The organism is Acerihabitans sp. TG2 (assembly GCF_035013185.1).
GTDB lineage: Bacteria > Pseudomonadota > Gammaproteobacteria > Enterobacterales > Enterobacteriaceae > Acerihabitans.
On sequence record NZ_JAYGJO010000006.1, the window covers coordinates 128813 to 151624 of the forward strand.

22 protein-coding genes, 1 tRNA gene and 2 pseudogenes are annotated in these 22812 nt (G+C 53.1%); 9 read left to right on the forward strand and 16 right to left on the reverse strand.

Annotated elements, in window-relative coordinates; genetic code table 11:
• Window positions 1-4: 4 nt before the first annotated feature.
• Both SJI19_RS07635 and SJI19_RS07640 read left to right on the forward strand, forming a co-directional pair.
• Complete coding sequence (locus tag SJI19_RS07635; protein ID WP_323477663.1) at window positions 5-568, forward strand: TetR/AcrR family transcriptional regulator; 564 nt, start codon at window positions 5-7, stop codon at window positions 566-568.
• 143 nt (window positions 569-711) lie between these two features.
• Window positions 712-945, forward strand: coding sequence for a hypothetical protein (locus SJI19_RS07640; protein ID WP_323477664.1), 234 nt, complete (start codon window positions 712-714; stop codon window positions 943-945).
• On the opposite strand, the gene SJI19_RS07645 is transcribed toward SJI19_RS07640, so the two are convergent.
• Together SJI19_RS07645 and SJI19_RS07650 are read right to left on the reverse strand one after the other, a co-directional pair.
• Window positions 906-1184: a YrhK family protein gene (locus SJI19_RS07645; RefSeq protein ID WP_323477658.1), complete on the reverse strand. Its 279-nt coding sequence runs from the start codon at window positions 1182-1184 to the stop codon at window positions 906-908. The genes SJI19_RS07640 and SJI19_RS07645 overlap by 40 nt on opposite strands.
• A gap of 111 nt (window positions 1185-1295) precedes the next feature.
• Window positions 1296-1514 (reverse strand): hypothetical protein, encoded by a 219-nt coding sequence (locus SJI19_RS07650; RefSeq protein ID WP_323477665.1) that lies wholly within the window; start codon window positions 1512-1514, stop codon window positions 1296-1298.
• A 233-nt stretch (window positions 1515-1747) separates the two neighbouring features.
• Between SJI19_RS07650 and SJI19_RS07655 the strand changes: the two genes are divergently transcribed.
• Entirely contained in the window at window positions 1748-1873 is a 126-nt protein-coding gene (locus SJI19_RS07655; protein ID WP_323477666.1) for a hypothetical protein, read from the forward strand.
• Here the strand turns inward: SJI19_RS07655 and SJI19_RS24810 are convergent.
• A pseudogene (locus SJI19_RS24810) lies at window positions 1870-2150 on the reverse strand (YrhK family protein). The gene SJI19_RS07655 and the pseudogene SJI19_RS24810 sit on opposite strands and share 4 nt — an antisense overlap.
• 346 nt (window positions 2151-2496) lie before the next feature.
• Here SJI19_RS24810 and SJI19_RS07665 point away from each other — a divergent pair.
• The 3 genes and pseudogenes from SJI19_RS07665 to uxaC form a co-directional block, all read left to right on the forward strand.
• Window positions 2497-2694 (forward strand): annotated as a pseudogene (locus SJI19_RS07665) (bifunctional D-altronate/D-mannonate dehydratase); the annotation flags it as partial.
• A gap of 68 nt (window positions 2695-2762) precedes the next feature.
• Complete coding sequence (locus SJI19_RS07670; protein ID WP_323477668.1) at window positions 2763-4046, forward strand: MFS transporter; 1284 nt, start codon at window positions 2763-2765, stop codon at window positions 4044-4046.
• A gap of 7 nt (window positions 4047-4053) precedes the next feature.
• Window positions 4054-5457 (forward strand): glucuronate isomerase, encoded by a 1404-nt coding sequence (uxaC, locus tag SJI19_RS07675; protein WP_323477669.1) that lies wholly within the window; start codon window positions 4054-4056, stop codon window positions 5455-5457.
• A 232-nt stretch (window positions 5458-5689) separates the two neighbouring features.
• Here the strand turns inward: uxaC and SJI19_RS07680 are convergent, their stop codons facing one another.
• The gene (locus SJI19_RS07680) at window positions 5690-6505 is read right to left on the reverse strand and encodes a universal stress protein (protein ID WP_323477670.1); all 816 of its coding nucleotides are present in this window, start codon (window positions 6503-6505) and stop codon (window positions 5690-5692) included.
• Between the two features lie 624 nt (window positions 6506-7129).
• Between SJI19_RS07680 and SJI19_RS07685 the strand changes: the two genes are divergently transcribed.
• Complete coding sequence (locus tag SJI19_RS07685; RefSeq protein ID WP_323477671.1) at window positions 7130-7798, forward strand: YecA family protein; 669 nt, start codon at window positions 7130-7132, stop codon at window positions 7796-7798.
• A gap of 46 nt (window positions 7799-7844) precedes the next feature.
• Here the strand turns inward: SJI19_RS07685 and SJI19_RS07690 are convergent, their stop codons facing one another.
• The 8 genes from SJI19_RS07690 to argH form a co-directional block, all read right to left on the reverse strand.
• Window positions 7845-8933 (reverse strand): iron-containing alcohol dehydrogenase family protein, encoded by a 1089-nt coding sequence (locus SJI19_RS07690; protein WP_323477672.1) that lies wholly within the window; start codon window positions 8931-8933, stop codon window positions 7845-7847.
• A 55-nt stretch (window positions 8934-8988) separates the two neighbouring features.
• On the reverse strand, window positions 8989-10407 hold the full coding sequence (locus SJI19_RS07695) for an MmgE/PrpD family protein (protein ID WP_323477673.1): 1419 nt from the start codon (window positions 10405-10407) through the stop codon (window positions 8989-8991).
• The gene (locus SJI19_RS07700) at window positions 10400-11374 is read right to left on the reverse strand and encodes a polysaccharide deacetylase (RefSeq protein ID WP_323477674.1); all 975 of its coding nucleotides are present in this window, start codon (window positions 11372-11374) and stop codon (window positions 10400-10402) included. The genes SJI19_RS07695 and SJI19_RS07700 overlap by 8 nt, the downstream gene beginning before the upstream one ends.
• A complete protein-coding gene (locus tag SJI19_RS07705) occupies window positions 11364-12209 on the reverse strand; it encodes a polysaccharide deacetylase (protein WP_323477675.1) in 846 nt (281 codons plus the stop codon). Before SJI19_RS07705 ends, SJI19_RS07700 begins: the two co-directional genes overlap by 11 nt.
• Before the next feature lie 69 nt (window positions 12210-12278).
• Window positions 12279-13097 carry an ABC transporter substrate-binding protein gene (locus tag SJI19_RS07710; protein WP_323477767.1) on the reverse strand — a complete coding sequence of 273 codons (819 nt, stop codon included), beginning with the start codon at window positions 13095-13097 and terminating at the stop codon, window positions 12279-12281.
• 30 nt (window positions 13098-13127) lie between these two features.
• Window positions 13128-13892, reverse strand: a complete 765-nt coding sequence (locus tag SJI19_RS07715; protein WP_323477676.1) for an amino acid ABC transporter ATP-binding protein — start codon at window positions 13890-13892, stop codon at window positions 13128-13130.
• A 12-nt stretch (window positions 13893-13904) separates the two neighbouring features.
• Complete coding sequence (locus SJI19_RS07720) at window positions 13905-14774, reverse strand: amino acid ABC transporter permease (protein ID WP_323477677.1); 870 nt, start codon at window positions 14772-14774, stop codon at window positions 13905-13907.
• 15 nt (window positions 14775-14789) lie between these two features.
• Entirely contained in the window at window positions 14790-16229 is a 1440-nt protein-coding gene (gene argH / locus SJI19_RS07725) for an argininosuccinate lyase (RefSeq protein WP_323477678.1), read from the reverse strand.
• Between the two features lie 175 nt (window positions 16230-16404).
• Here argH and SJI19_RS07730 point away from each other — a divergent pair, with 175 nt between their 5' ends.
• On the forward strand, window positions 16405-17388 hold the full coding sequence (locus SJI19_RS07730; RefSeq protein WP_323477679.1) for a LysR family transcriptional regulator: 984 nt from the start codon (window positions 16405-16407) through the stop codon (window positions 17386-17388).
• 171 nt (window positions 17389-17559) lie between these two features.
• Here SJI19_RS07730 and SJI19_RS07735 read toward each other — a convergent pair whose 3' ends face one another.
• Window positions 17560-17706, reverse strand: a complete 147-nt coding sequence (locus tag SJI19_RS07735) for a hypothetical protein (RefSeq protein WP_323477680.1) — start codon at window positions 17704-17706, stop codon at window positions 17560-17562.
• Between the two features lie 320 nt (window positions 17707-18026).
• Window positions 18027-18103, reverse strand: a tRNA-Ile gene (locus SJI19_RS07740).
• A gap of 132 nt (window positions 18104-18235) precedes the next feature.
• Between SJI19_RS07740 and mug the strand changes: the two genes are divergently transcribed.
• Complete coding sequence (gene mug, locus SJI19_RS07745; RefSeq protein WP_323477681.1) at window positions 18236-18742, forward strand: G/U mismatch-specific DNA glycosylase; 507 nt, start codon at window positions 18236-18238, stop codon at window positions 18740-18742.
• A 109-nt stretch (window positions 18743-18851) separates the two neighbouring features.
• Here mug and rpoD read toward each other — a convergent pair whose 3' ends face one another.
• Complete coding sequence (gene rpoD, locus SJI19_RS07750) at window positions 18852-20690, reverse strand: RNA polymerase sigma factor RpoD (protein ID WP_323477682.1); 1839 nt, start codon at window positions 20688-20690, stop codon at window positions 18852-18854.
• 151 nt (window positions 20691-20841) lie between these two features.
• Window positions 20842-22590 carry a DNA primase gene (dnaG, locus tag SJI19_RS07755; RefSeq protein WP_323477683.1) on the reverse strand — a complete coding sequence of 583 codons (1749 nt, stop codon included), beginning with the start codon at window positions 22588-22590 and terminating at the stop codon, window positions 20842-20844.
• Window positions 22591-22812 lie beyond the last annotated feature (222 nt).

Consider the following 22812-nt stretch of genomic DNA (forward strand, 5'->3'; position numbering starts at 1 on the left):
AAATATGACAAAAAAACTATCAGAAGCGCGGGAACGCATACTTAACTCAGCCCACCGGTTGTTTTATCGCGATGGCATTCGTGCCACGGGTATTGATCGTATTATCAAAGAAGCGGCAGTGACCAAAGTTACGTTCTATCGGCACTTTCCATCTAAAAATAATCTCATTCTAGCCTTTCTTGATTTTCGCCATAGGTTATGGATTAACTGGTTTGAAGAATCTCTAAGGCGAAATATAAATCGTTACGGGACACTGCCTGAAGGGCTGACGGAAACACTGGCGGAATGGTTCAAATCTGATGATTTTAGAGGTTGTGCATTCATCAATACGGTAAGTGAAATCGGAAATGAGCTACCACAGGTTATGCCGCTTATCAGAGAACATAAGACGCAAATGGAACAAATAATCGCGTCTTTTATATCCTCAGAAAAAGATGAGGGCCGCATGGCACAGAAATACGCGTTGCTAGTTGAGGGTGCCATCACCACGGTACAGCGTACGGGAAATATAGACGACGTTCTGTCGCTTTTTCAAGAGGGGATGTGGGCTTTTACTAAATTTGAGTGAGGGCTGTTCAGTCGTATAAACCATCAACGTGTAAAAACCTTGGCCCGAATACTGCCGTCAGATGCACTGGTCATGGCATACAGCGAAGGTGCCCACGACAGATCGTTGTTTGCCGTAATCTGGGTTATGGTTTTTAATGCCATATGGAACGGGACTCAAATTGGGTTGAACTGCTGATTGCTCATTTCGCACAAGATCACAACCACGCCGCAGCGTTCCGTTTGGTTGATTCACGGGAACGTCTGCGTCAGCATGATTGTCGCAATATGAACCAGACGCGGTTTATTTTCCTCGACACGTTGGCCGAAAAATACGCTGCCATGCCGTTAAGCCGTGATCAAGGCGAGTCGGCTGGCGCATCCTGCATTTTACGGTAAATATGCCTAATATGAATAAGCTCAGCAAGTTTGATGGCCGGTTTTAGCATCAGTTGCGTACTGCCGGCGATAAAAAGCCAAGTACCATCAAGCGTCAAGCTACCATATAAAAAAAACACGCTACCTATCAGAAACCATAGCGCGATGAAAAAGTCATTCAGCGCCCCCAAGGCTTGATAACGGTGCTTAATCACAATATGTTCCCCAGCGACAGAAAACACGATTTTGTTGTTTAACATAAGACTCCCTTTGTAGCGCTGGTTAATACGTTGGCAGAACCTGGTGCCGCCTAAGCACAGACGGGCATTTTCCGAGTCATGCTACCGTATGAAAAGCATGAGAACACGCGTTCAGGCGAGAAGGGGTAGCATTTCGCGCAACGTATCGGTGATTGCCTTTATCCGATGAACCTTAACCGCTGCAACCAATGTTATTGACGTCATTTTTATTGCGGTCGCTTTTTTCATGGCGATAGCAGCGGCACTGAGCGTGCCTCGCGAGGCCAAAACAGGCACCAAAAGCGCCAGTAGTTTGCCACCACGCAATAGTGCGCTTACGCGTTTGATCATCGCATCTTTCCTGATGGGCGCGTCCAGCACCGCCATCTGGTCATTCGGCAGTCACTCTGACTAGGCTGGAGCAATGCTGGCGCAGGGCTTCTCTGGACCGGTTTACGATCGACTATGCCATGATGGTTTTCACGTATCTCGTTTTCACCGCAGGACTCGCACGGGCTGGAAACAGGGTTCTTAAACCCACATAAGCCCAGCACATAATAAGAAGAGGGTGGAATGACATTTGGATGGACTTGGTCCGTGCATCAGTCAATTGGCGTGAGCAGGACTACCGTAATATGGACCAGACGCGGTGTATCTTCCTCGACAAGTTGGCCGAAAAATACGCGGCAATGCCGTTAAACCGTGATTAAGGCGAGTCGGCTGACGCATCCTGCATTTTACGGTAAATATGCCTTACATGAATAAGTTCAGCAAGTTTGATGGCGGGTTTTAGCATCAGTTGCGTACTGCCTGCGATAAAAAGCCAAGTACCGTCAAGCGTCAAGCTACCGTATAAAAAAACACGCTACCTATCAAAAACCAAAGCGCGATGAAAAAGCCATTCAGCGCCCCCAAGGCCTGATAGCGGTGTTTAATCACAACATGTTCCCCGACTACCCATGCACCGTCGTCAGTTTCAACGTCCATAAGCCCGCTAATGTGATACAGGAATTGGGCTCGCCGGTATGTATGTGGGGGAAGTCGTGTCCCTGGCAGATAATCCGTGCCGATAAGAGCCAATTGTACGAAAAGAGCTCAGTGATCATCACGACGAAGCTGAGTTTTGGTGAAATGAAACGTAGCTCACAATTTTTGACCATTCTTGTATGGTAGTGTTCTAGTTACGTTAGGATGATGATTGTTTAGCTTTCATAAGACCCCTTACTGGTATACAGACAGGAAACTAAATGAAAATTGTAAAAGCTGAAATTTTTGTCAATTGCTTAAGGCGTAACGTTGTTACGTTGAAAATAACAACTGATAACGGACTGACCAGGAATACAGGGGATATTCCGCATAAATTCTCGAAGTGTTCCTGCATAACGTGATGTTTAAAATCGGAGTTATGCACCCAGGTGATAAACCAGTGCTTGGCATTGAATTCGATGAAAAACTGGCCACGAAATATCCATATGAACCCGCTTACTTACCCGTGTCCCGTCTTGAAGACGGAACGTTGTGGAACTGGTAAACGCTTTCCCAGCAGAACTGGATTATTTTCCGGCTAATATAATTGATATCTGATTTGGAATTTACCCCATGAAAGTTAAAAAACTGCGTTGGTGGGTTATTTGCCTTGTTTCATTGGGCACCATCCTTAACGCATTAGCGCGCAGTTCATTGAGTGTTGCCGCGCCGACGATTTTTACTAATTTACACATTAACGAACAGCAATATTCATGGATCCTGAGCGCTTTTCAGTTTACCTATACTATCGCACAACCTATTTGCGGATTTATTATTGACGTGATCGGCCTGAAATTAGGCTTTTTCATCATGATTATTGCTTGGTCATTGACCAACATGGCGCATGCTTCTTGTAGTTCGTGGGGTGGACTTGCCTTTTTCAGAGGCCTGATGGGTCTCAGTGAAGCGGCAGCGATCCCCGCTGGGGTAAAATGTAACTCCGAATGGTTCCCCGCTAAAGAGAGGGGTATTGCGGGCGGTATTGCTAACATCGGTACATCTATAGGTGCGATGCTGGCGCCACCGTTAGTCGTGTGGGCCATCATGGCTTACAATTGGGAAATGGCATTTGTTATAACCGGTGCGCTGGGGTTGGTGTTTGCTGTTATCTGGTGGTTCTGCTATGACACCCCACAAAAACATAAAGCTATAACCCCGGAAGAGCTTCACTTAATCGAAGCAGGTCAGGAAAAACACCTGGCTGCCGACCATGCTAAACCATCGATCGGTAAACTGCTCTGCCAGCGTAATTTTTGGGGGATTGCTTTACCGCGATTTCTGGCTGATCCGGCATGGGGCACCATTAACTTCTGGTTACCTGTATATCTAATGACTGTGCGTCATATGCCACTGAGAGATATAGCTATGTTTGCCTGGCTGCCTTTTCTCGCCGCAGATTTCGGCGGTATGGCTGGTGGTTTCTTGAACAATTTTATGATGAAACGGTGGCGTATTACCACGGTAAACGCTCGTCGTATCGGTTTTTCTTTGGGCGCCATTTTAATGTTACCTCTGGCCTTTGTTGGTTTCGTTAAAAGTCCCTATCTTGCAATTGGTCTAGTTTCTATCTGCGGTTTCGCTCACCAGATGCTGTCAACTCAGGTGATTACCATGGCGACCGACCTTTTCAAACGTAATGAAACGTCTACTGTAAGCGGTTTTGCAGGTACGGCCGGCTGGAGCGGTATTTTCATCTGCACCCTGATTATGGGAAGCCTGGTTAATACGATCGGCTATAACCCGTTCTTCATGTTCCTAAGCATAATGGATATTATTGGTGCCATCATTCTCTGGACCATGGTGAAAGAACATAAAACACCGGGTGTATCGCGAACTGAACTCGCCACGGTTAAATGAGGGGAATATGAAACCTTTTCTTGATGAAGATTTTTTGTTGCATAGTGATGCTGCTGTACGTTTATGGCATGAATTTGCCAAAGACCAGCCTATTTTTGACTATCACTGCCATTTACCTGCACAGGAAATTGCTGATAACCGCCAGTTTAATAACATGACGGAAATCTGGCTGGAAGGCGATCATTATAAATGGCGTGTACTGCGTACCGCTGGAATAGACGAACGGCTGATCACGGGTGACGCCAGTGATAAAGATAAATTTATGGCCTGGGCATCGGTGATACCCAAAACCATCGGAAATCCGATTTTTCACTGGAGTCATCTGGACTTAAAACGCCCGTTTGGTCTGAAAAATATCGTATTTTCCCCTCAGACTGCGCAACAGGTGTGGGATCATTGCCAGCAGAAGCTCGCTCTGCCTGAATTTAGTGCACGTGGCATCATGCAGCAGATGAATGTTAAAATGGTCGGCACCACGGATGACCCGCTGGACGACCTGCAGCACCATCAACGTATAGCCGATGAACAGAGTTTTAACATTACCGTGCTTCCGACCTGGCGGCCGGACAATGTATTCAAACCTGAATTGCCGGGGTTTGCCGATTACATCCAGGCACTGTCCGCTCTGACTGATATTGTTATTACCAGTTTTAATGATCTGACCGCTGCCCTGACAAAGCGATTAGATCATTTTGGTCGTCACGGTTGTCGAAGTGCCGATCATGGTATTGAAGTGGTTCGTTTTGCCCAGATACCATCAATGAACACTCTTAACACTATACTGTGCCGCCGGCTCGACGGAGAGATACTCAGTGAAATAGAAGTTGCTCAGTTTAGCACGGCAATCCAAGTCTGGTTGGGCAAACAATATGCGCAGCGTTGTTGGGTCATGCAGTTGCATATTGGTGCACAGCGTAACAACAACGAGCGGGCATTCCGTATCCTGGGAGTGAATACCGGTTTTGATTCGATCAATGATCGCCCCTTTGCCGAGCCGTTGGCGCAGTTACTCAGTACACTGGATCTCAGCGACGAACTGCCGAAAACGGTGCTGTACACACTCAACCCGGCGTGGAATGCGGTGATGGCCACGATGTGCGGTAATTTTCAAGGAGGCGGGATCGCCGGAAAAGTACAGTTTGGCTCTGGGTGGTGGTTTAACGATCAACTTGATGGTATGACTCGTCAGATGGAGCAATTGGCACAGCTTGGCCTGCTGAGCCAGTTTATTGGCATGCTTACTGATTCACGCAGCTTCTTGTCCTACACCCGGCATGAATACTTTCGTCGCCTACTGTGCAACATCATTGGCGGGTGGATTGATCGTGGTGAAATTCCGCCGGATTTCGCTCTGACCGGGGAAATGGTGACTAATATCTGTTACCACAATGCGCGAGGCTATTTCAACTGACACTCATGCTCACCTTGGGGTGAAAATGTGTTTAATGGCATCAATATCACCCCTTTTTTACATGGATAGGCGTTGTTGAATAAATCGAAATGCAGTCATTTTGGCAGGAACTGGCGGAGCATGACCATCTGTAATTAATTGATTTTCTGTTAGCCTACCGGCCACCTGGGTCCCCTGGCATGAGTTGAATCACTCACGTTGCGCTAGACCCGCCTTTCACCCGTTATTGATACTAATGCACGATCAACAAGGGAACGCTCATGGTCTTTAAGAGTGTTCGCGTCACGCCCCCGAAAATCATTTCGCTCGACCGGCTGTGACTGTAAGCCCCAAGTACAATGAAATTAATGTCATGCTGCGCCGCAAATTCCAAGAGCACCGTGGCAACGGGACGGCCTTGGGATGATAACGCGTTAAGATCAGCCTTGACCCCATGCCTACTCATGTAAAGCAATAAATCAGCGCCGATCGGGTCCTCATGATGTGGATGTTTTTCTCGATCGACTTCCACAACGGACACAGATTGTGCCTCGACCAAAAAAGGTAAGGAATCGGTAATACCCCGGCGCGACTCACGGCTGCCGTTCCAGCCAAGCAGGATCCGTGTGCCAATGTCGCCTGATTGACATTGCCATCCATTTGGCACCAGAAGAAATGGGACCCCGGTGTCCAGTAATATCACCTCCGCCGACCAATTTTTCGGCAGCCCGTTAGTTCCTGGATTACCCGCGATGATCAGATCCGTATATAACAAAATTGACTTTAGCTGCAGGTCAACCTCGCTGTCTTTGATGATGCGACATTCAGCACTGATTTTTCCATTGCTGGTGGCGGTATTAAACAATTCAATCGCTATTTTTGATGTTTCCCGTTCTTCTGCGTGATAAAACTTTGTCAATTCAGTTATTGCTTTGCTGCCAATAACATAGGACTCAGAGGGACTGGCCCCCCAGTAAGTTGGGGCAATATAGATACCCGTCAGATGAGCATCATAGCGGTGCGCGATTTTTACTGCGTAATCGATCCTTGACTGGCTACTCGGTGACATATCGATAAACACCACAATAGTTTTTGGTCGCATAAGTGAAAACCCCTATCAGATTTACATTAAATCAGCAGGATCACGCCGTGGGATAGCTGCTTATTCTATGTGATTTATGTACATTATCAACCGGTTAACTGGCCATGTGCACGCACCACGGAAACTGAGCCCACTCGGGAAGCGTTTTGCCTAGCATCACCATCGTTTTATTCTTCATGCAAACGGCGTCAAGGGTAGTTTACGTAATATGGGTATTAATATTGTGCGTTAAGTGCCCTGGCCTGCGGGCCGGCGGGTTTGTCCTTCACCGGGTAGATGTACAGCAGGATAACGTTTTCGTTACGCTCCACCGCCAGGTAAACATTGGTGGTTGTAATGCCTAAATAAGGCAGTTGCGGGTAAGACGCGTCCAGTTCGCGTGAGCAAAGGCAGCTTTGCCATCTTCAGCCGCCAACAAATGCAACGGTTCACCACCGGTTGTTAGCCGCGTATCAGATCTACATGCGCCGAACAGTGGACGATTTTTTTAATCTTTCTTCGATTGGGATTAACCTCGTTCTGCGGACTGGCTTTTCGTTTGGGAATGAGATTGATATCATGGTTGGGTGACTTAATCAGGGGGATCGCCAGATGTCAGAGCCAATTAATGAGCCAGGGTTAGATTTCGTCGGCGAAATGCTGTTGAGATATGGTAACGACGATTCCATTCTGGACTTGTCGGAACTGGATGGTTTTCTCACGGCGATAATCTCCGGGCCACAGACCATTGCGCCAAGCCAGTGGATACCGGCGTTGTGGGGCGGGCAGGAGCACCAGCCAGGCTGGGAAAGCCAAGCGCAGTTGCAGCGATTTTTTGATCCGATCTTTAAGCATATGAACGGTATTGTTTCATCGCTGATGGATGAGCCCGATCAATTTACGGCAATGTTTGCTATTAGAAACATCGACGAAAAAGAGATAATCGTTGCTGAGGAATGGTGTTTCGGTTATATGCGGGGCGTGGAATTAGGCGACTGGACGGGCTTGCCGCCTGCAATGCAGATCCACCTCGATGCCATTGCTCTGCATGGCTGCGAAAAAAATTTTCCGCTGCTTGATAAGTTAACCTTAGAACAGCATCAACAATCGGTAGGTTTTATCGAGCCGGCTGCCCGTGCATTACACCGCTATTATTTAGATCAGCGCCGCGATGCATTAACCCCCAGGGCCACACCGGTTAAACAGATGCCGAAAGTAGGGCGCAACGATCCCTGTCCTTGTGGTAGCGGTAAAAAATTCAAGCATTGCTGTCTGCATTAACGTAATCGATACGGCTAATGCCGTTCCCGCCCTTTTTCTCATGTCACTAAAGGATCGTTTCCGCCATCGCCTCCACTCGCCGGATGGCGGTATACAGGTCAGTCGCCGTGACCTTGCCCGGCATGTTCGCCATATCCGGCGCCTGCACCGATGCCTGCACAATACTCTCCAGCTCCTCAGCGTTTAAATCCGCTATTTCGCTTAACCGCAGCGGCACCGCGCAGGTTTTGGCCAGTACCATGGCATCGCGCAGTTCATCGTCGGCGCGGTTCTCCAGCGCCAGCAAGCAGAGATTGCCAAAACCCACCAGCAAACCATGGCCAAAATCATGGGTTTTATGGCAGACGGTAAAACCTTCATACATGGCATGGGCGGCGGCGGCATGGGCACCGTTGCTCATCAGCGAGGTGAGTCCGGCGAACATAAAGATGGCGTCCAACACCTGATCCAGTGCCGGATTGGCCCGGCCATCGCGTACCGCCTGGCATGCCGCCGCCCCATAGGTGGCGATCAGATCGTAGCAAATCAAACTGTTGGCCTGCGATGCGCGCTGGATCCCCACCAATGCGGTCTGCCGCGTGCTGATGGCGCGGAATTCGTACCATTTTGCCAGCGTGTCGCCAAGCCCGGCCGCCAGCCAGCGCATCGGCGCACGCACTAGCAGATCACTGTCGATGAATACCGCCGCCGGCGCCTGCGCTAGTGGATAAAGGTCCTGGAACCGGCCGTCATCAAAATAACGAATCGATAATGGCGTCACGGCGGCGCACGTGGCGGCAATGGTCGGGACGGTCACCACCGGTACATTGGCGGCGACGCCTACCGCTTTAGTGGTATCCAGTGCCTTGCCGCCACCGGCGCCGATAATCAGATCGATATGCTGCTCCAGTACTAATTGGGTCAACCGGAGGATTTGTGTTTCGCTGCATTCTCCGCCAAACCATGTACTGCCGACCAATGTCACCGGGCCGGTGGCCAATTGAGATTTGATGGTCTCAGCCACCGCCGCCAGCGCCTGGTGGCCGCCAATCAGCAGCGCGCGCCGTCCTAACGTGCCGCAAACGTCCCCCAGCCGGGACAACACGCCAGGTCCGCGCAGGATGTGTGCCGGAAAAATAATGGTTTGTGTTTGCATGTGCGATCTCTCCACTGACGTCGTGTCCTCTAAAGGTCAATACATTAACCGGTGCTCAGATAAAATCTATCTGGTTTGGCATCAACAGGGCGACCAGAGCGCCGATATCCTCTTCATCTTCCAAGGCCATTCCCCTGGCCCATAGCAACTGCGCCTGGGTGGCCGGCAGGACGCGCGTTGCCAGGGATAAAAACTTATCCCGCAACTGCAGGTCGTTCACCGGATTGGCGGGGCTGCCCAACGCAATATCCACGCGCAGCGACAGGCGATCGCCCTCGCGGGTCTGCAGGGTGATTTCCGGCTCGCCGTCGGCGCTGAGCGTCGGATCGATCTGTAATTCAATGCGTGCCATCATGTCCAGCAACCGCGGATCGCGGCGTTCCTGGTCCCCATAGGCATCCAGGCCTGCATGGCCGAATACCAGCCGCGCCGCCACCGCATAGGGTAAGCTCATCTGCGCAGCCGCCAGCGTATGCAAACGGGCATTGCCGCACATATCGTTAAGGAACGGGCAGAGCCGAACCTCAACTTTTTCGATCGCCTGATGGCCGACATTAAGCCGATCGAGCAATACGCCGGCGGCGTCAATCGCCGCATGGGTGCCGCGACAGGACGCATAGGGTTTTATCGAGCAGCGCTCCAGTTTCCATTCCCGTGCCAGCGCGTGGGTTAGCGCCTCGGGTCTGGCACCGTCGGCGGCAAAGGTGGTAAGGAAACCACCCCAGTGATGGTCAAATAGCGCGCCCGGTCCACTGATACCCTGGCGGGCACAAAGCGCCGCCAGCACCCCACCTTCGGCGGCGCGGCCGGCGTGCAGTTTTTTACTTTGCGAGCCGTCATGGATAAATCCCCATAACCCGCCACTGAAGCTGCCGGCGATGCCCAAGGCGGAACGGGCCTGCGCGGTGCTCAGTCCCAGCAGGCGGGCCGCCGCCGCCGCCGCGCCGAACACGCCGCAGGTGGCGGTAGAATGCCAGCCGGCACCGTTATGGGCGGCATAACCGCCGCAGGCTTCAAGCACCCGCCGCGCGATGTCGTAACCCATGACCGTTGCCAGGATCAACGTTTTGCCGCTGACCGGCTGTGGGCACAGCGGCAATATCGCCAGCAGTGCGGGCAGCACTACGGCACCGGAATGGTCGCAACCGCCGGTATCGTCGAGCTCCAGCGCATGGGCGGCGATGCCATTGAGCAACGCCGCGTTACGTGGCGAGGTCGCCAGGGTTGTGCCCCATACACTCGCCTGCGCTGACGCGCCTTCCGCTGCCAGGAGCCTGACCATGTCCTGTGCGACCTCGCTGCTCGCGCCGGCAAGACCCGCCCCCAGCGTATCCAGGATATGCCGCTTGCAGCGCGCCACCAGCGCCGGTGGCAGATGGTCAAAGGTCGTGTCGGTAATAAACGCCGCCAGCACCTGCTGGGGATTGGATCCTAGGGGACCACTGGCATTCTGGGTCAGTATTGTTTCAGACATGGGGTGTGCCCTTCTGGTTATCCGCTGGGAGGGGGGAACCGGCAGGATGTTCTTGGCCAATGTGGCGCTGCCAGATTTCGGCTGGATGCGTGGGATCATTGTCCGGCTGGCTACGTTGCCACCAGTCGGCGATCTCGCCTGCGTTAGCGATCCAGACATCGGGCTGGGCCATAATATAATCGAGCAATTCGGCCAGGATGCCGATACGTCCTGCGGTGCCTATCACTTCAGGATGCAGGCGCAGCACGTAGCACAGGCCAAAACGATAAAATCCGTCGAAATCCATCTTCATATTGCCCAGCGTCTGGCTGTAGGAGGCAATTCGTGATTGCGCCGGCGGCACCGCCGGGCTGAGATTAAACGCGAAATAAGGCTCGTCCTCCAGCTCATAGTGCAGCGGCAACTCCACCAGTCGGGGCCCGGGCGTGGTATCCGCAGGCCGTTGCAACGGGATAAAAAACGGCACATCGTCGCCGCGCCAGCCGGAGGTCCAGCGAATCCCGTCGGCCACCAGCGCGTCGGGCAGGCCGGCCGCCCCATTGCCCGCCGGCAGCCGAACCCCTTGCGGCGCGCTACCGGTAATACCGGCGATAGCGGCACTGCCGCGCTGTATGCTGGCGATCTGCTCCGCCAACGTCAGGTTATCAAACGACTCAAACCGGTAACCACTGCAGGCCAGTTCATGGCCGCCTTGCTGGATCTGCCTTATGCGATCGGGATGTTCTTCCGCCACCAGGCCCGGCACACACCAGGTGCTGGGGACGTTTTTCGCCGCCAGCAAATCCAGCAACCGATCGATGCCACGCAGAGTGCCGTAGCGCCATACCGACAGCGTTTTTTCTCGGCCGGCCACCGCCGGCACCTGGCTCAGGATGCCGTGGATATCATTAAAATCAACCGTAACCACCACCGCGCAACGTTTGCCGTGCGGCCAGCGGCCGGTGAGTAAACCCGCATCAAGATTCATTGCCTGCTCCCAGCCACCAGTGCGCCACGTCCCGGCAACGAGCGAACCACACGTCGTCGCGCCGGCGCAGATGATCAAAAAATTGGTCGAGCAGCATAATGCGGCCCGGCTTGCCGGAAATCTTCGGATGGAACAGGGTGGTCAGGCTCAGCCCCTCGTTCATTGCGCCGTCGAATTCGCGACACCAGTTATCCAGCGTCAGCGCATAGCTCGCGGTGCGATCCAGGCCAGAGGGGAAGTTAGGTTCGCGGGTATACGCCAAGGAAGCATAATCGTCCATCTCCCAGCGGCCGGGGATTTCCACCAACGGCCGTTCATGCCCGGCCACCCTTATCAGGTAAGGCCGGTCGTCGCCGCGCATGCTGCTGGAGTAGGTCACGCCGGCGTCCAGCAGCATAGCGGGCGTTTCCTGATGCCAGTCGCCGGACGGGGTGCGAAACCCCTCGGCGCGAATGCCCAGTACCTGATGGAAAATAGCGCGCGATTTATCCATCACCCAGCGCTGCTGTTCGGGGGTCAGGGCATAAAAAGACTCATGACGATAGCCGTGGTAGGCCACTTCGTGCCCTTGTTCCACGATGGCCCGACATTGCGCCGGCCAGTTTTCCACCACCCAGGCAGGCACAAAAAACGTAGCGGGTAGCTGATGCGATTTCAGCAAATCCAAAATACGTCCTAGCGCGCGAAAAGGACCGTAACCGCCGAAGGTAAAATAATCCGCCTTGCGCCAAATGCTACCGCTGAGCATCGCATCGCCGGTGGGACCGTCAACGTCGAACGCCAGCGCCATACAGCCCGTTTTATCCCCGGGCCAGCGGGTTGGAATAGAAGACATGATCGCGTGTTTTCTCCGCTAGCGAGCTGCGCGGGCTCGAGACACCCACGCGATAAAAATCACGGCCGTTTATTTGCCGCTGTTGATGGTGACTTTGGTGATCGCGCCGTCCTGCATACCCCATTTCGTCAGGATTTTCATGTAGGTGCCGTCGGCAATCATTGCGGTCAACGCCGACTTGACGCCGTCAATCAGTGGGGTATCGTCTTTGGCGATGCCTATGCCGGTCACCTGGTAGGCAAAGGCTTTGCCCAGTGGTTTAAAGGTGTCTTTTTCCATGTTCATGATATAGGGCAGGGTTTCGCTGCCCTGCACCGCGCCTTCGATACGGCCCTGACGCAGCTGGGTACGGGCATCGGCGGTACCTTCGGCACCGACCACGACGATGGCTGGCTTACCGGCAGCCTCGCAGTTGGCTTTGCTCCAGGCAGCAATTTCCGCCGGGAAGGTGGTGCGCCGGCTGGTGCCCACCTTTTTGCCGCACAGATCCAGCATTTGGTTTATTTCGTTATGGGCCACGGTGGTGTAGAACTGGGGTCCGCTATGGTAATAATCCACGAAGGTGGCCACCGGTTGGCGGGCTTTGGTATCGGTCATGCCGGAGAGGATCATATCGATGCGTTTGGTGGCCACTGCGTTGACCATCTGTTCAAAGCCGATTTCCTGCCAACTGATTTTGCGGTTCAACCGCTTGCCGATTTCCATGCCCAGATCGTAATCCATGCCGGTCAACTGGCCGGTGGCGGGATCCTTGAATTCCAGCGGCGGATAGTTGGGCATCATCGCCACTTTAATGTCGTCTTTTTGCGTCAGTTCCGCGGCACCGGCAGTCGTGACGCCGGTAAGCAGTGCGCCGGCGGTTAATAAGGACAACAGCGTTTTTTTCATCATCATCAGGCTCTCAGTGTGTATGGATGTTTAAATCAGGACAGCAGAAATAAAATTCTGGGTCCGCGGATTTTGTGGACTAAGCAAAACATCTTCTGGATTACCACTCTCGATGATCCCGCCTTCATCCATAAAGACCACGCGGTTGGCTACTTCCCGGGCAAAACCCAGCTCATGGGTGACCACGATCATCGTCATTCCTTCAGCGGCAAGGCCGCGCATCACCGCCAGCACTTCTCCCACCATCTCCGGGTCCAGTGCGGAGGTAGGTTCGTCAAACAGCATCAGCTTGGGTTTCATGGCCAGCGCACGGGCGATCGCCACCCGCTGCTGCTGACCGCCGGACAGCTCCAGTGGGTAGGCGTTGCGTTTATTGGCCAGGCCAACCCGTTCGAGCAACGCCATGGCCTCCTCGCGCGCCTCTTTTACCGGGCGCAACAGCACCTGGGTTGGCCCCTCGATAATATTTTCCAGCGCGGTTTTATCGGGAAACAGGTTAAAACGCTGGAACACCATGCCGGTTTTCAGCCGTTGGCGGGCAACCTGACGATCGTTAAGCGGATAGAGTTTTTTACCCGCGATGCGATAGCCCACCAGTTCGTCATCCACCCAGATACCGCCGCTGTCGATACGTTCCAACTGGTTAATACAGCGTAAAAAGGTACTTTTTCCCGAGCCGGAAGGGCCGATAACACACATCACCTCGCCATGGTCCACCGACAGGTTGATGTTCTTCAGCGCCTGGAAGGCATCGAAAAACTTATTCACATTCACGGCTTTGATAATGTTTTTCATTTTTTTCTCCCGTTAGCGATCGCGACGCTGCGTACCACGACCGAAATGACGCTCCAGGCGTATCTGGCCAAGCGACAGCAGGGTTACCGCCACCAGATACCAAATACCGGCGACAAACAGCAATTCCATTACCCGGGCGTTGGCGAAGTAAATGGTTTGCGCGTTATACAACAGCTCGGAATACTGAATCATGCTGGCCAGGCTGGTGGTTTTCACCATGCTGATAAATTCGTTGCCGATGGGCGGAATAATCACCCGCATCGCCTGGGGCAGAATAATGCGCCGCAGGGCGTGCAGACGGGTCATGCCGATGGTTTTGGCCGCTTCATACTGGCCCAGATCCACCGACAGCAGGCCGGCACGCACCACTTCCGAGGTATACGCGCCCTGGTTGATGCTCAGGCCAAGCAGCGCGGCCATGAAGGGGGTCATAATGTCGACGGTATGAAAGCTGAACAGTCCGGGAATGCCCATGTCGGGGAAGATCAGTGCCAGGTTGAACCACAGCAACAATTGCAATATCAATGGAGTACCGCGGAAAATCCAGGTGTAACCGATGGCGACGGCGCGCAGCACCGGGTTTTGCGACATGCGCATTACCGCGATGATGACACCGAAGATCACCCCCAGCAACATCGCCAAGACTGACATGATGATGGTATTGACCAGGCCGAACATGATGGCTTTGGCCGTGAGGAATTGCGCGACAAAACGCCACTCGATCTTGCCGTGGGCAAAGGCGTTGATGAGTAACCCCAGCAGCACCAGAATAATCACCGAGGAGAATATCCGCCCGTAGTAACGCTGAGGCACGTGCTGATATTCGCTTAAATCAATCTTGGCTGGCTCGCCGCCGGCGCCCGGATAGCGCTGTTCGGTCATGATCGCACCCCCAGGTTATGCATTTGAAATTAAGGAAAGACCGGTATAGCCGGTGACCCAGGCGGCCTGGGCCGCCAGTTTTAGCCGTAGCCGGGCAATTTGTTCGGCCACCCGTTCCGGCGCAGTACCGCCCCAGGCGCAACGCGCGCTGATGGCCGCCTCCAGGGTCAGGCACTGACGCACCTCACCGGTCAGACGGGCGTCCACCTCGGCCAGTTGGCTGTCGCTTAGCTGGTGCAGTTCCAACTGATGCTGCTCGCATAGCTGCACCAATTTGCCGGTGATGTCATGGGCTTCTTTAAACGGCACGCCACGGCGGGACAGCCAGTCCGCCACTTCGGTTGCCAGGGTAAAGCCCTCTGGCGCCTGTGTGAGCAAACGTTGGGCGTCAACAACCATAGTCTCGACCATGCCCGCCATGGCCGGCAGTACCAGCAACAGCTGTTCGACGGTATCCATGGCGTTGCGTTTATCTTCAATCAGATCGCGGTTATAGGACAGCGGCAGGCTTTTCATGGTGGACAGCATCGCCGTCACGTTGCCGATAAGCCGTCCGCTTTTACCGCGGGTCAGCTCGGCGATATCGGGATTTTTTTTCTGTGGCATGATGGAACTGCCGGTGGCATAAGCATCATCCAGCGACACCCAGCGGAACTGGCGTGATGCCCACAGGCACACTTCCTCGGACAACCTTGAGAGGTTGACGCCGAGCATGCCGCCGGCAAATAAAAATTCCGCCACATGATCACGGCTTGCCACTGCATCGATGGAGTTTTCGCAGGGGCCGTCATAACCTAGATCCTGCGCCGATAGCTCGGGATGCATGGCAATCGCCGAGCCGGCCATCGCCGCCGCGCCCAGCGGAGAAAAAGCGCAGCGCTTATCCCAGTCCTGGAAGCGGTCGATGTCGCGGGCAAACGATTGGGCGTGGGCCATCAACTGATGGCCGAACACAATGGGTTGGGCCTGCTGCAGATGGGTAAATCCGGGGGCAATGCTGTTGATATGCTGTTCCGCTTGTTTGACCAGTGCGGTTTGCAGCGTCAGTAGGGCGTGAACGATTTTACGGGCGTTATCGCGCAGATACAGCCGCAGATCGTTGGCGGTCTGGTCGTTGCGCGAACGGCCGGCGCGCAGCTTGCCGCCCAGTTCTCCCAGCCGCTCGGTCAGCATTCGTTCGATATAGGTATGCACGTCCTCATCGTCCACGCTGGGCTGGATGCGTCCATGCTGATGGTCATCGGCCAGTTGTGCGATGGCCGCTAACATCAGGGCGGTTTCCTGCGCGTCCAGCAGTCCGGCGCGCTGGAGTTCACGAGCATGGGCACGGCAACCTTCCAGATCATAGGCGGCCAGGGCGAAATAGGCGTCTGGGCTGCGTGACAACGCACTAAGCGCGGCCGCGGGCCCGCTTTTAAAACGTGCGCCCCACAGACGGTCTACCGAATGAGTCATGGCATGCTCCTTTGATGGCATGGATGTTGCAGTCTTTTTGGTAAACGGCGCCATCGCCTGCTGGCAAAGGGCATTTAACCAAGAATGATCAACATCCGCTGACATGGGTGAAATAAGGAAAATAACGCGGTTAAATTGATAATGGAGAACGAGGGCGTAGGGGTAAATAGTTATTATGGAAAGTCCACTTTCCAAATTTGGAAACACATCGCCAGTCAAGAGTGATATTAATCAGCAAAACATTGGGGTTGCGGATTTAAAGCTTTTGCGGGTATTCAAAACGGTAGTTGAGGCCGGCGGATTTACTGCGGCCTCTAATGATTTGAATATTGGTTTGGCGGCGATCAGTAAACAAATATCTGATCTTGAAATCCGGTTTGGCATGAAGTTATGCACCCGTGGGCGTGAAGGGTTTTATCTCACCGAGCATGGTAAAGTGGCCTATCAGGCGTGTCTTGATTTATTTTCATCGATCAATCAGTTTCGGGATACCCTAAACCACGCCCGCCGAGAAATATTCGGTGAGTTAAATATCGGTATTATCGATAACACCATTACCGACCGGAAATCCCCGGTAGTGGGGGCGTTGAGCGAGATTCACCGGCAGGCGCCAAAGGTCAGCGTACGCCTACACGCTACCCAACTTGAGGAGATCGAACGCGGCGTTATCGATGGCCGTTTTACCTGTGGAATAATACCCGTTTATGAGGAAAAAACAGATTTCGATTATTTTTTTCTTTATAATGAAATATCTCATTTATGCTGTTCATATCAACACGACTTGTTTACTCTGGCGCCGGAGTCCTTGACTGATGCGCGTATTGAGAGTGCCAGCTTAATCAAACATTTTTATACTAATCATAGTCATCAAAACCCAACGCTACATTTCCAACCTTCCAATGCTGTGGCGGTGCAGGTAGAGGCAGTGACCATGCTTATCCTTACCGGAAATTATGTGGGTTTTCTTCCGGAACATTATATCAGTCGTTTTGTTTCTGAAGGGAAAATTAAAGCGCTTAAGCCGGAAGATATCTATGTCACCACGCCGTTTCATCTGGTGGTAAAAAAGGGCGCTGCGCAAAATGCCGTTATGAAGCTATTCCTGGATGCGTTAAAACATGAGCCCGTGGTTGCTGATGTTCATTCAGGGGCGCGGTAATGCACCGGTCTGGGGTACTGCACCACCCTTGTGCAGATGTGGCTCATAACATTTTGATTGTCTGGTCTTACTGCTTACCAGATAACCATTACATTTAGGTAGGTTTGTGAAGCTTATACGCGGCACTCTCTACCGCCCTATGATGCAATGGGTGACCGACATCTTGCCAGACTAACGGGCGAGGCCAACGGCTTTCGCCTGCATCTGATAACGCTTGAGCTGCTGCTCAATTTTTTGCACAGAAACGCCTGTTTCGATCGCGGTAGAGTTGGCGACGGAACGGTAAATCTGAGCTTTAGTAACGGTTTTTCTTTTCATGTAACGTGTCTCTTGAACTGTTCTCGAAAGTCTAGAGGGGAACAGTGTTGTTAGTAAGGTAGTTCGCTTATTTTCACTTATCAGTGTTCGCAATGGAACAACCCCATTTCTGCCGCAGTTGTTAGTGCCAATGTAAAAAGGCCCCCAGCGGCTCAACATTCAACGCTGATTGATATGGTTGGGCATCCCGCTATCTGTATCATTGGCCTGCCTGGCTCGTATGACAAAACGCCATCGCCATTTCATCGCTACCGCCATTTTTAGACGTAAAAAAACCAGCTCAATGGCTGGCCTAATTTCATGATTTATCACACATTTATTGGTGGCCCCTGCTGGACTTGAACCAGCGACCAAGCGATTATGAGTCGCCTGCTCTAACCAACTGAGCTAAGGGGCCGAGTGGGCGTTGATTATAGAGTAACTCTATGGGCAGATCCATAGGGGGGGCGTTCGCTTGGCGGATTTATCGCCAATTTCAGGTTATTATTGAACGATTATGATGGTTGGCGGCAATTTCGGAGTTTTCAAGATGATAGAGGATATTCTGGCCCCAGGATTACGGGTGGTGTTTTGCGGGATCAACCCGGGGTTATCCAGTGCCCATAAAGGGGTGCATTTTGCCAATCCCAATAACCGATTCTGGAAAATCATCCACCAGGCGGGATTTACCACGCGTCAGTTGAAACCGGAAGAGGAGCGGGAACTGTTGGATACCGGTTGCGGTATTACCATGCTGGCGGACCGGCCCACGGTTGAGGCGTCTGAGCTGTCGCTGGCGGAGTACCGCGCAGGGGGCAAGCGGTTGATTGAGAAGATCCAGTGCTATCAGCCTAGTGCGCTGGCGGTACTGGGCAAGCAGGCCTATCGGCAGGCATTTCGGGTGAGTAATGCGATGTGGGGCAAGCAGGAGGTGACCATCGGTGCCACCCAGATTTGGGTGCTGCCCAATCCTAGCGGCCTTAATCGTATGGGCTTTGATACGCTGATCAAGTCGTATCGGGAACTGGATGCGATCCTCGCCACCCAAGGGCGCTAGCCGCGGCAGGTTCTGTGATGAATCGGCAAAAAAAAGCCCTGCGTTTGCGCGGGGCTTTTTGTTGCCATTAATAACGTCTTGGCGTACCCGTAGGCACGCTCGGGTAGCGCTAGTCGTCCAGGAAGCTGCGCAGCACTTCAGAACGGCTAGGATGACGCAGCTTGCGCAATGCCTTCGCTTCGATCTGACGGATACGTTCGCGGGTAACATCAAACTGCTTGCCCACTTCTTCGAGCGTATGGTCGGTATTCATATCAATACCGAAACGCATACGCAGCACCTTGGCTTCACGCGCGGTCAGGCCGGCCAGCACATCATGCGTGGCCGAACGCAGGCTTTCCGATGTGGCGGAATCGAGCGGCAGCTCGAGAGTGGTATCTTCGATAAAATCACCCAGATGCGAATCTTCGTCGTCACCGATCGGCGTTTCCATGGAGATCGGCTCTTTGGCGATTTTCAGCACCTTGCGAATTTTATCTTCCGGCATCAGCATCCGTTCCGCCAGCTCTTCAGGTGTAGGCTCACGGCCCATTTCCTGTAGCATCTGACGGGAGATACGGTTGAGTTTGTTAATGGTCTCAATCATATGCACCGGAATACGGATGGTCCGCGCCTGGTCGGCGATGGAGCGGGTGATGGCCTGGCGAATCCACCAGGTGGCATAAGTAGAGAACTTATAGCCGCGGCGGTATTCAAACTTATCTACCGCTTTCATCAGACCGATATTGCCTTCCTGAATCAGATCCAGGAACTGCAAACCGCGGTTGGTGTACTTTTTGGCGATGGAAATCACCAAACGCAGGTTGGCTTCGACCATTTCTTTCTTGGCGCGGCGTGCTTTGGCTTCGCCAATGGACATCCGGCGATTGATGTCCTTCACCTGCTCGATGGTCAGTCCGGTCTCTTCTTCGATCTGACGCAGTTTTTGCAGGTTACGATGGACATCTTCATCGACTTCGCGCAGTTTTTCCGACCAAGGTTTGTTCATGGCCAGCGCGGCCTTGAACCAGGCTTCGCTGGTTTCATTGCCGCCAAACAGCGTGACGAAGTTTTTCTTCGGCATTTTGCAGACTTCAACGCACAGCTTCATGATCAGCCGTTCCTGGGTGCGCACACGATCCATCATGGCGCGCATGTTGTTGACCAGGTAGTCAAACTGTTTCGGCACCAGACGGAACTGTTTGAACACGTCGGACAGTTTCAAGATTTCTTCGGCTGATTTGGCATGACTGCGGCCGTTGGCCTTGATCATGTCACGCGCAGCTTCGTATTGATTGCGCAGGTCGAGGAATTTTTGACGCGCCAATTCGGGGTCGATGCTGTTATCGTCCTCTTCATCGTCGTCATCATCGTCATCGTCGTCGTTATCTGCCAGCTCTGCGGTCGTTAATTCGGAGCCGATATGGGTCGCGGTAGGCGCCATTTGTTCTTCGGCGTCAGGATCGACAAAACCGGTGATCATATCGGAGAGGCGCGCTTCGCCCGCTTCCACCCGATCATACTGGTCCAGCAGGTAGGTGATGGCCTCAGGATACTCGGCAACCGAGCACTGCACCTGATTAATCCCTTCCTCGATACGCTTGGCGATATCGATTTCACCCTCACGGGTAAGCAGTTCTACTGTACCCATTTCGCGCATATACATGCGCACCGGGTCGGTGGTGCGTCCAATTTCGGACTCCACGCTTGATAGTACCTGAGCAGCGGCTTCAGCGGCATCATCGTCGGTGTCGGAGGTGTTTTCAGCCAATAACAGGTCGTCGGCATCCGGTGCTTCTTCCATCACCTGGATGCCCATGTCGTTAATCATCTGGATGATATCTTCGATCTGGTCCGAGTCGACGATATCCTCTGGCAGATGGTCATTGACCTCGGCAAAGGTCAAATAGCCTTGCTCCTTACCACGGGTGACAAGTAGCTTGAGCTGTGACTGCGGGTTTTGCTCCATAAGACGGTATCCACACTTCAGAGTATAATTCGGTGTTGGTCGGTGAAATTTCATCACCAACAAGAGATCAGGCCGTTGTTTAACGCCGCAGCCCAATACGGCATCGCACAGGGCATTGCCCTGCCGTTTATAGGCAATTAAGCCTCGTTATTCAGTTTTTTTTGGCCAAAGCCATGTTCAAAGACCAAAGCTCTTTTCGTTCTTCGGCCGTTAATCCGTGTGTTCTTTCGCGTGCTATCAGCTCTTCCTGGCGCTGCTCTAGTATTGAATCATATAAGCTGGTCAGGGTATCGACAAACGTCGCTTCGATCATATCCTCTATGATCATGTGGTTCCAGATAGCCAAGGTTTCAAGCTGCGGGCTGGATTTATTATCCCGATAATGTTCAAGCAACTGGCCCGTGGTCAGCCCCGGCTGTGCCTGGCATGTCTGCACGAGTTCAATAAATAACGGTACGCCCGGTTGTTTTGCTTGTTCTAGACCCTGCACAGAGGGGATAAGAGCCGAAAGGCGCGGGTTTTGAACCAGCAACCCTATAAGTATACGCATGGTTGTGCGTTTTATCCGGGGTTGCGGCGAAATATTTGTACTGCCGGCCTGCTTGGGCAACAGTTTTTCCAATTGGTTGTCGTCTAGGATGCCCAATTTATTACCCAACTGTTGGCGTAGATACATGCGCAACGTTTCCCCTGGCACTTGTCCGATCAGCGGCAAAGCCAAGGTGCTGAGCTTGGCGCGACCGTCCGGGCTGCTTAAATCCACCTGCGGCATCAGCGTTTCGAATAAAAACACGGATAACGGCTGTGCTTGCTCCATGCGTTCCTCGAAGGCATCTTTACCAATCTGGCGGACCAGCGTATCCGGATCTTCCCCGTCCGGCAGGAACATAAAGCGCAATTGGCGCCCATCGTTAAGGTAGGGCAGGGCAGTTTCCAGTGCCCGCCAGGCGGCTTCACGTCCGGCGCGGTCGCCGTCGTAGCAGCAAATGACCCGGTCGGTGGCGCGGTAAAGCAACTGGATATGCTCGGCGGTGGTAGCGGTTCCCAGTGAAGCAACGGCGTAATCAATGCCGAACTGCGCCAGGGCCACCACGTCCATATACCCTTCGACCACCAACACGCGGGATAATTCAGGATGTTGCTGCTGCGCTTCATAAAGACCATATAACTGACGGCCTTTATGGAAAATTTCGGTTTCCGGCGAGTTCAGGTATTTCGGCTGGCCATCACCCAGAATGCGCCCGCCGAAGGCGATAACCCGGCCACGGCGATCGCGAATCGGGAACATAATTCGCTCGCGAAAACGATCATAGACACGGCCTTGATCGTTCGTCACCAGCATGCCGGCATCATTCAGCGCGCTGCGATCTTCCGGTGCGCGGCCAAAGCGCTTTAAGACGTTATCCCAGCCAGCCGGCGCGTAACCGATAGTGAAATGGTTTATTATTTCTGCGCTCAGGCCGCGTTTCGCCAGGTATCCATTGGCTGATGCCGCGCCGTTTTGCTGCAATGCTTGTGAAAAATACTCGCTGAGTTGCCCCATGACCTGATACAGACTCTGGCGCTGGTGGCGCTCCTGCTGGTTCGGGCCCGCTCCCGCTTCGGAGGGCACCTCAAGACCGTGCATGGTTGCCAACTCTTCGATGGACTCGACAAACTCGAGCCGGTCGTAATTCATCAGGAAATCGATGGCGTTTCCGTGGGCACCGCAGCCGAAGCAATGATAAAACTGCTTCTCACCATTAACGGTAAACGACGGGGTTTTTTCATGGTGAAACGGACAACAAGCGTGATAATTCTTGCCTTGTTTTTTCAGCTTCACCCGAGCGTCGATCAGATCGATAATATCGGTGCGAGCCAGCAAGTCGTTGATAAATACGCGTGGGATTCGTCCAGCCATAAGCCCTGATTGGTTAGCCTATAAACGAGAACAAGCCGCGCAATCCTCGCGGATCGCACGGCCTTCGTATGCAACTACTGAGTCTGCGGAATAATCACGCTATTGGGAGGTTAATCCCGATACCCGTCATCTTTCACGTTACAGAATAGGTTGGCTACGCTCGGCTACCCGAATCACTTACCTGAGTAAGCTTATCGGAATGCTCTCACTGGCCGCGTTCCT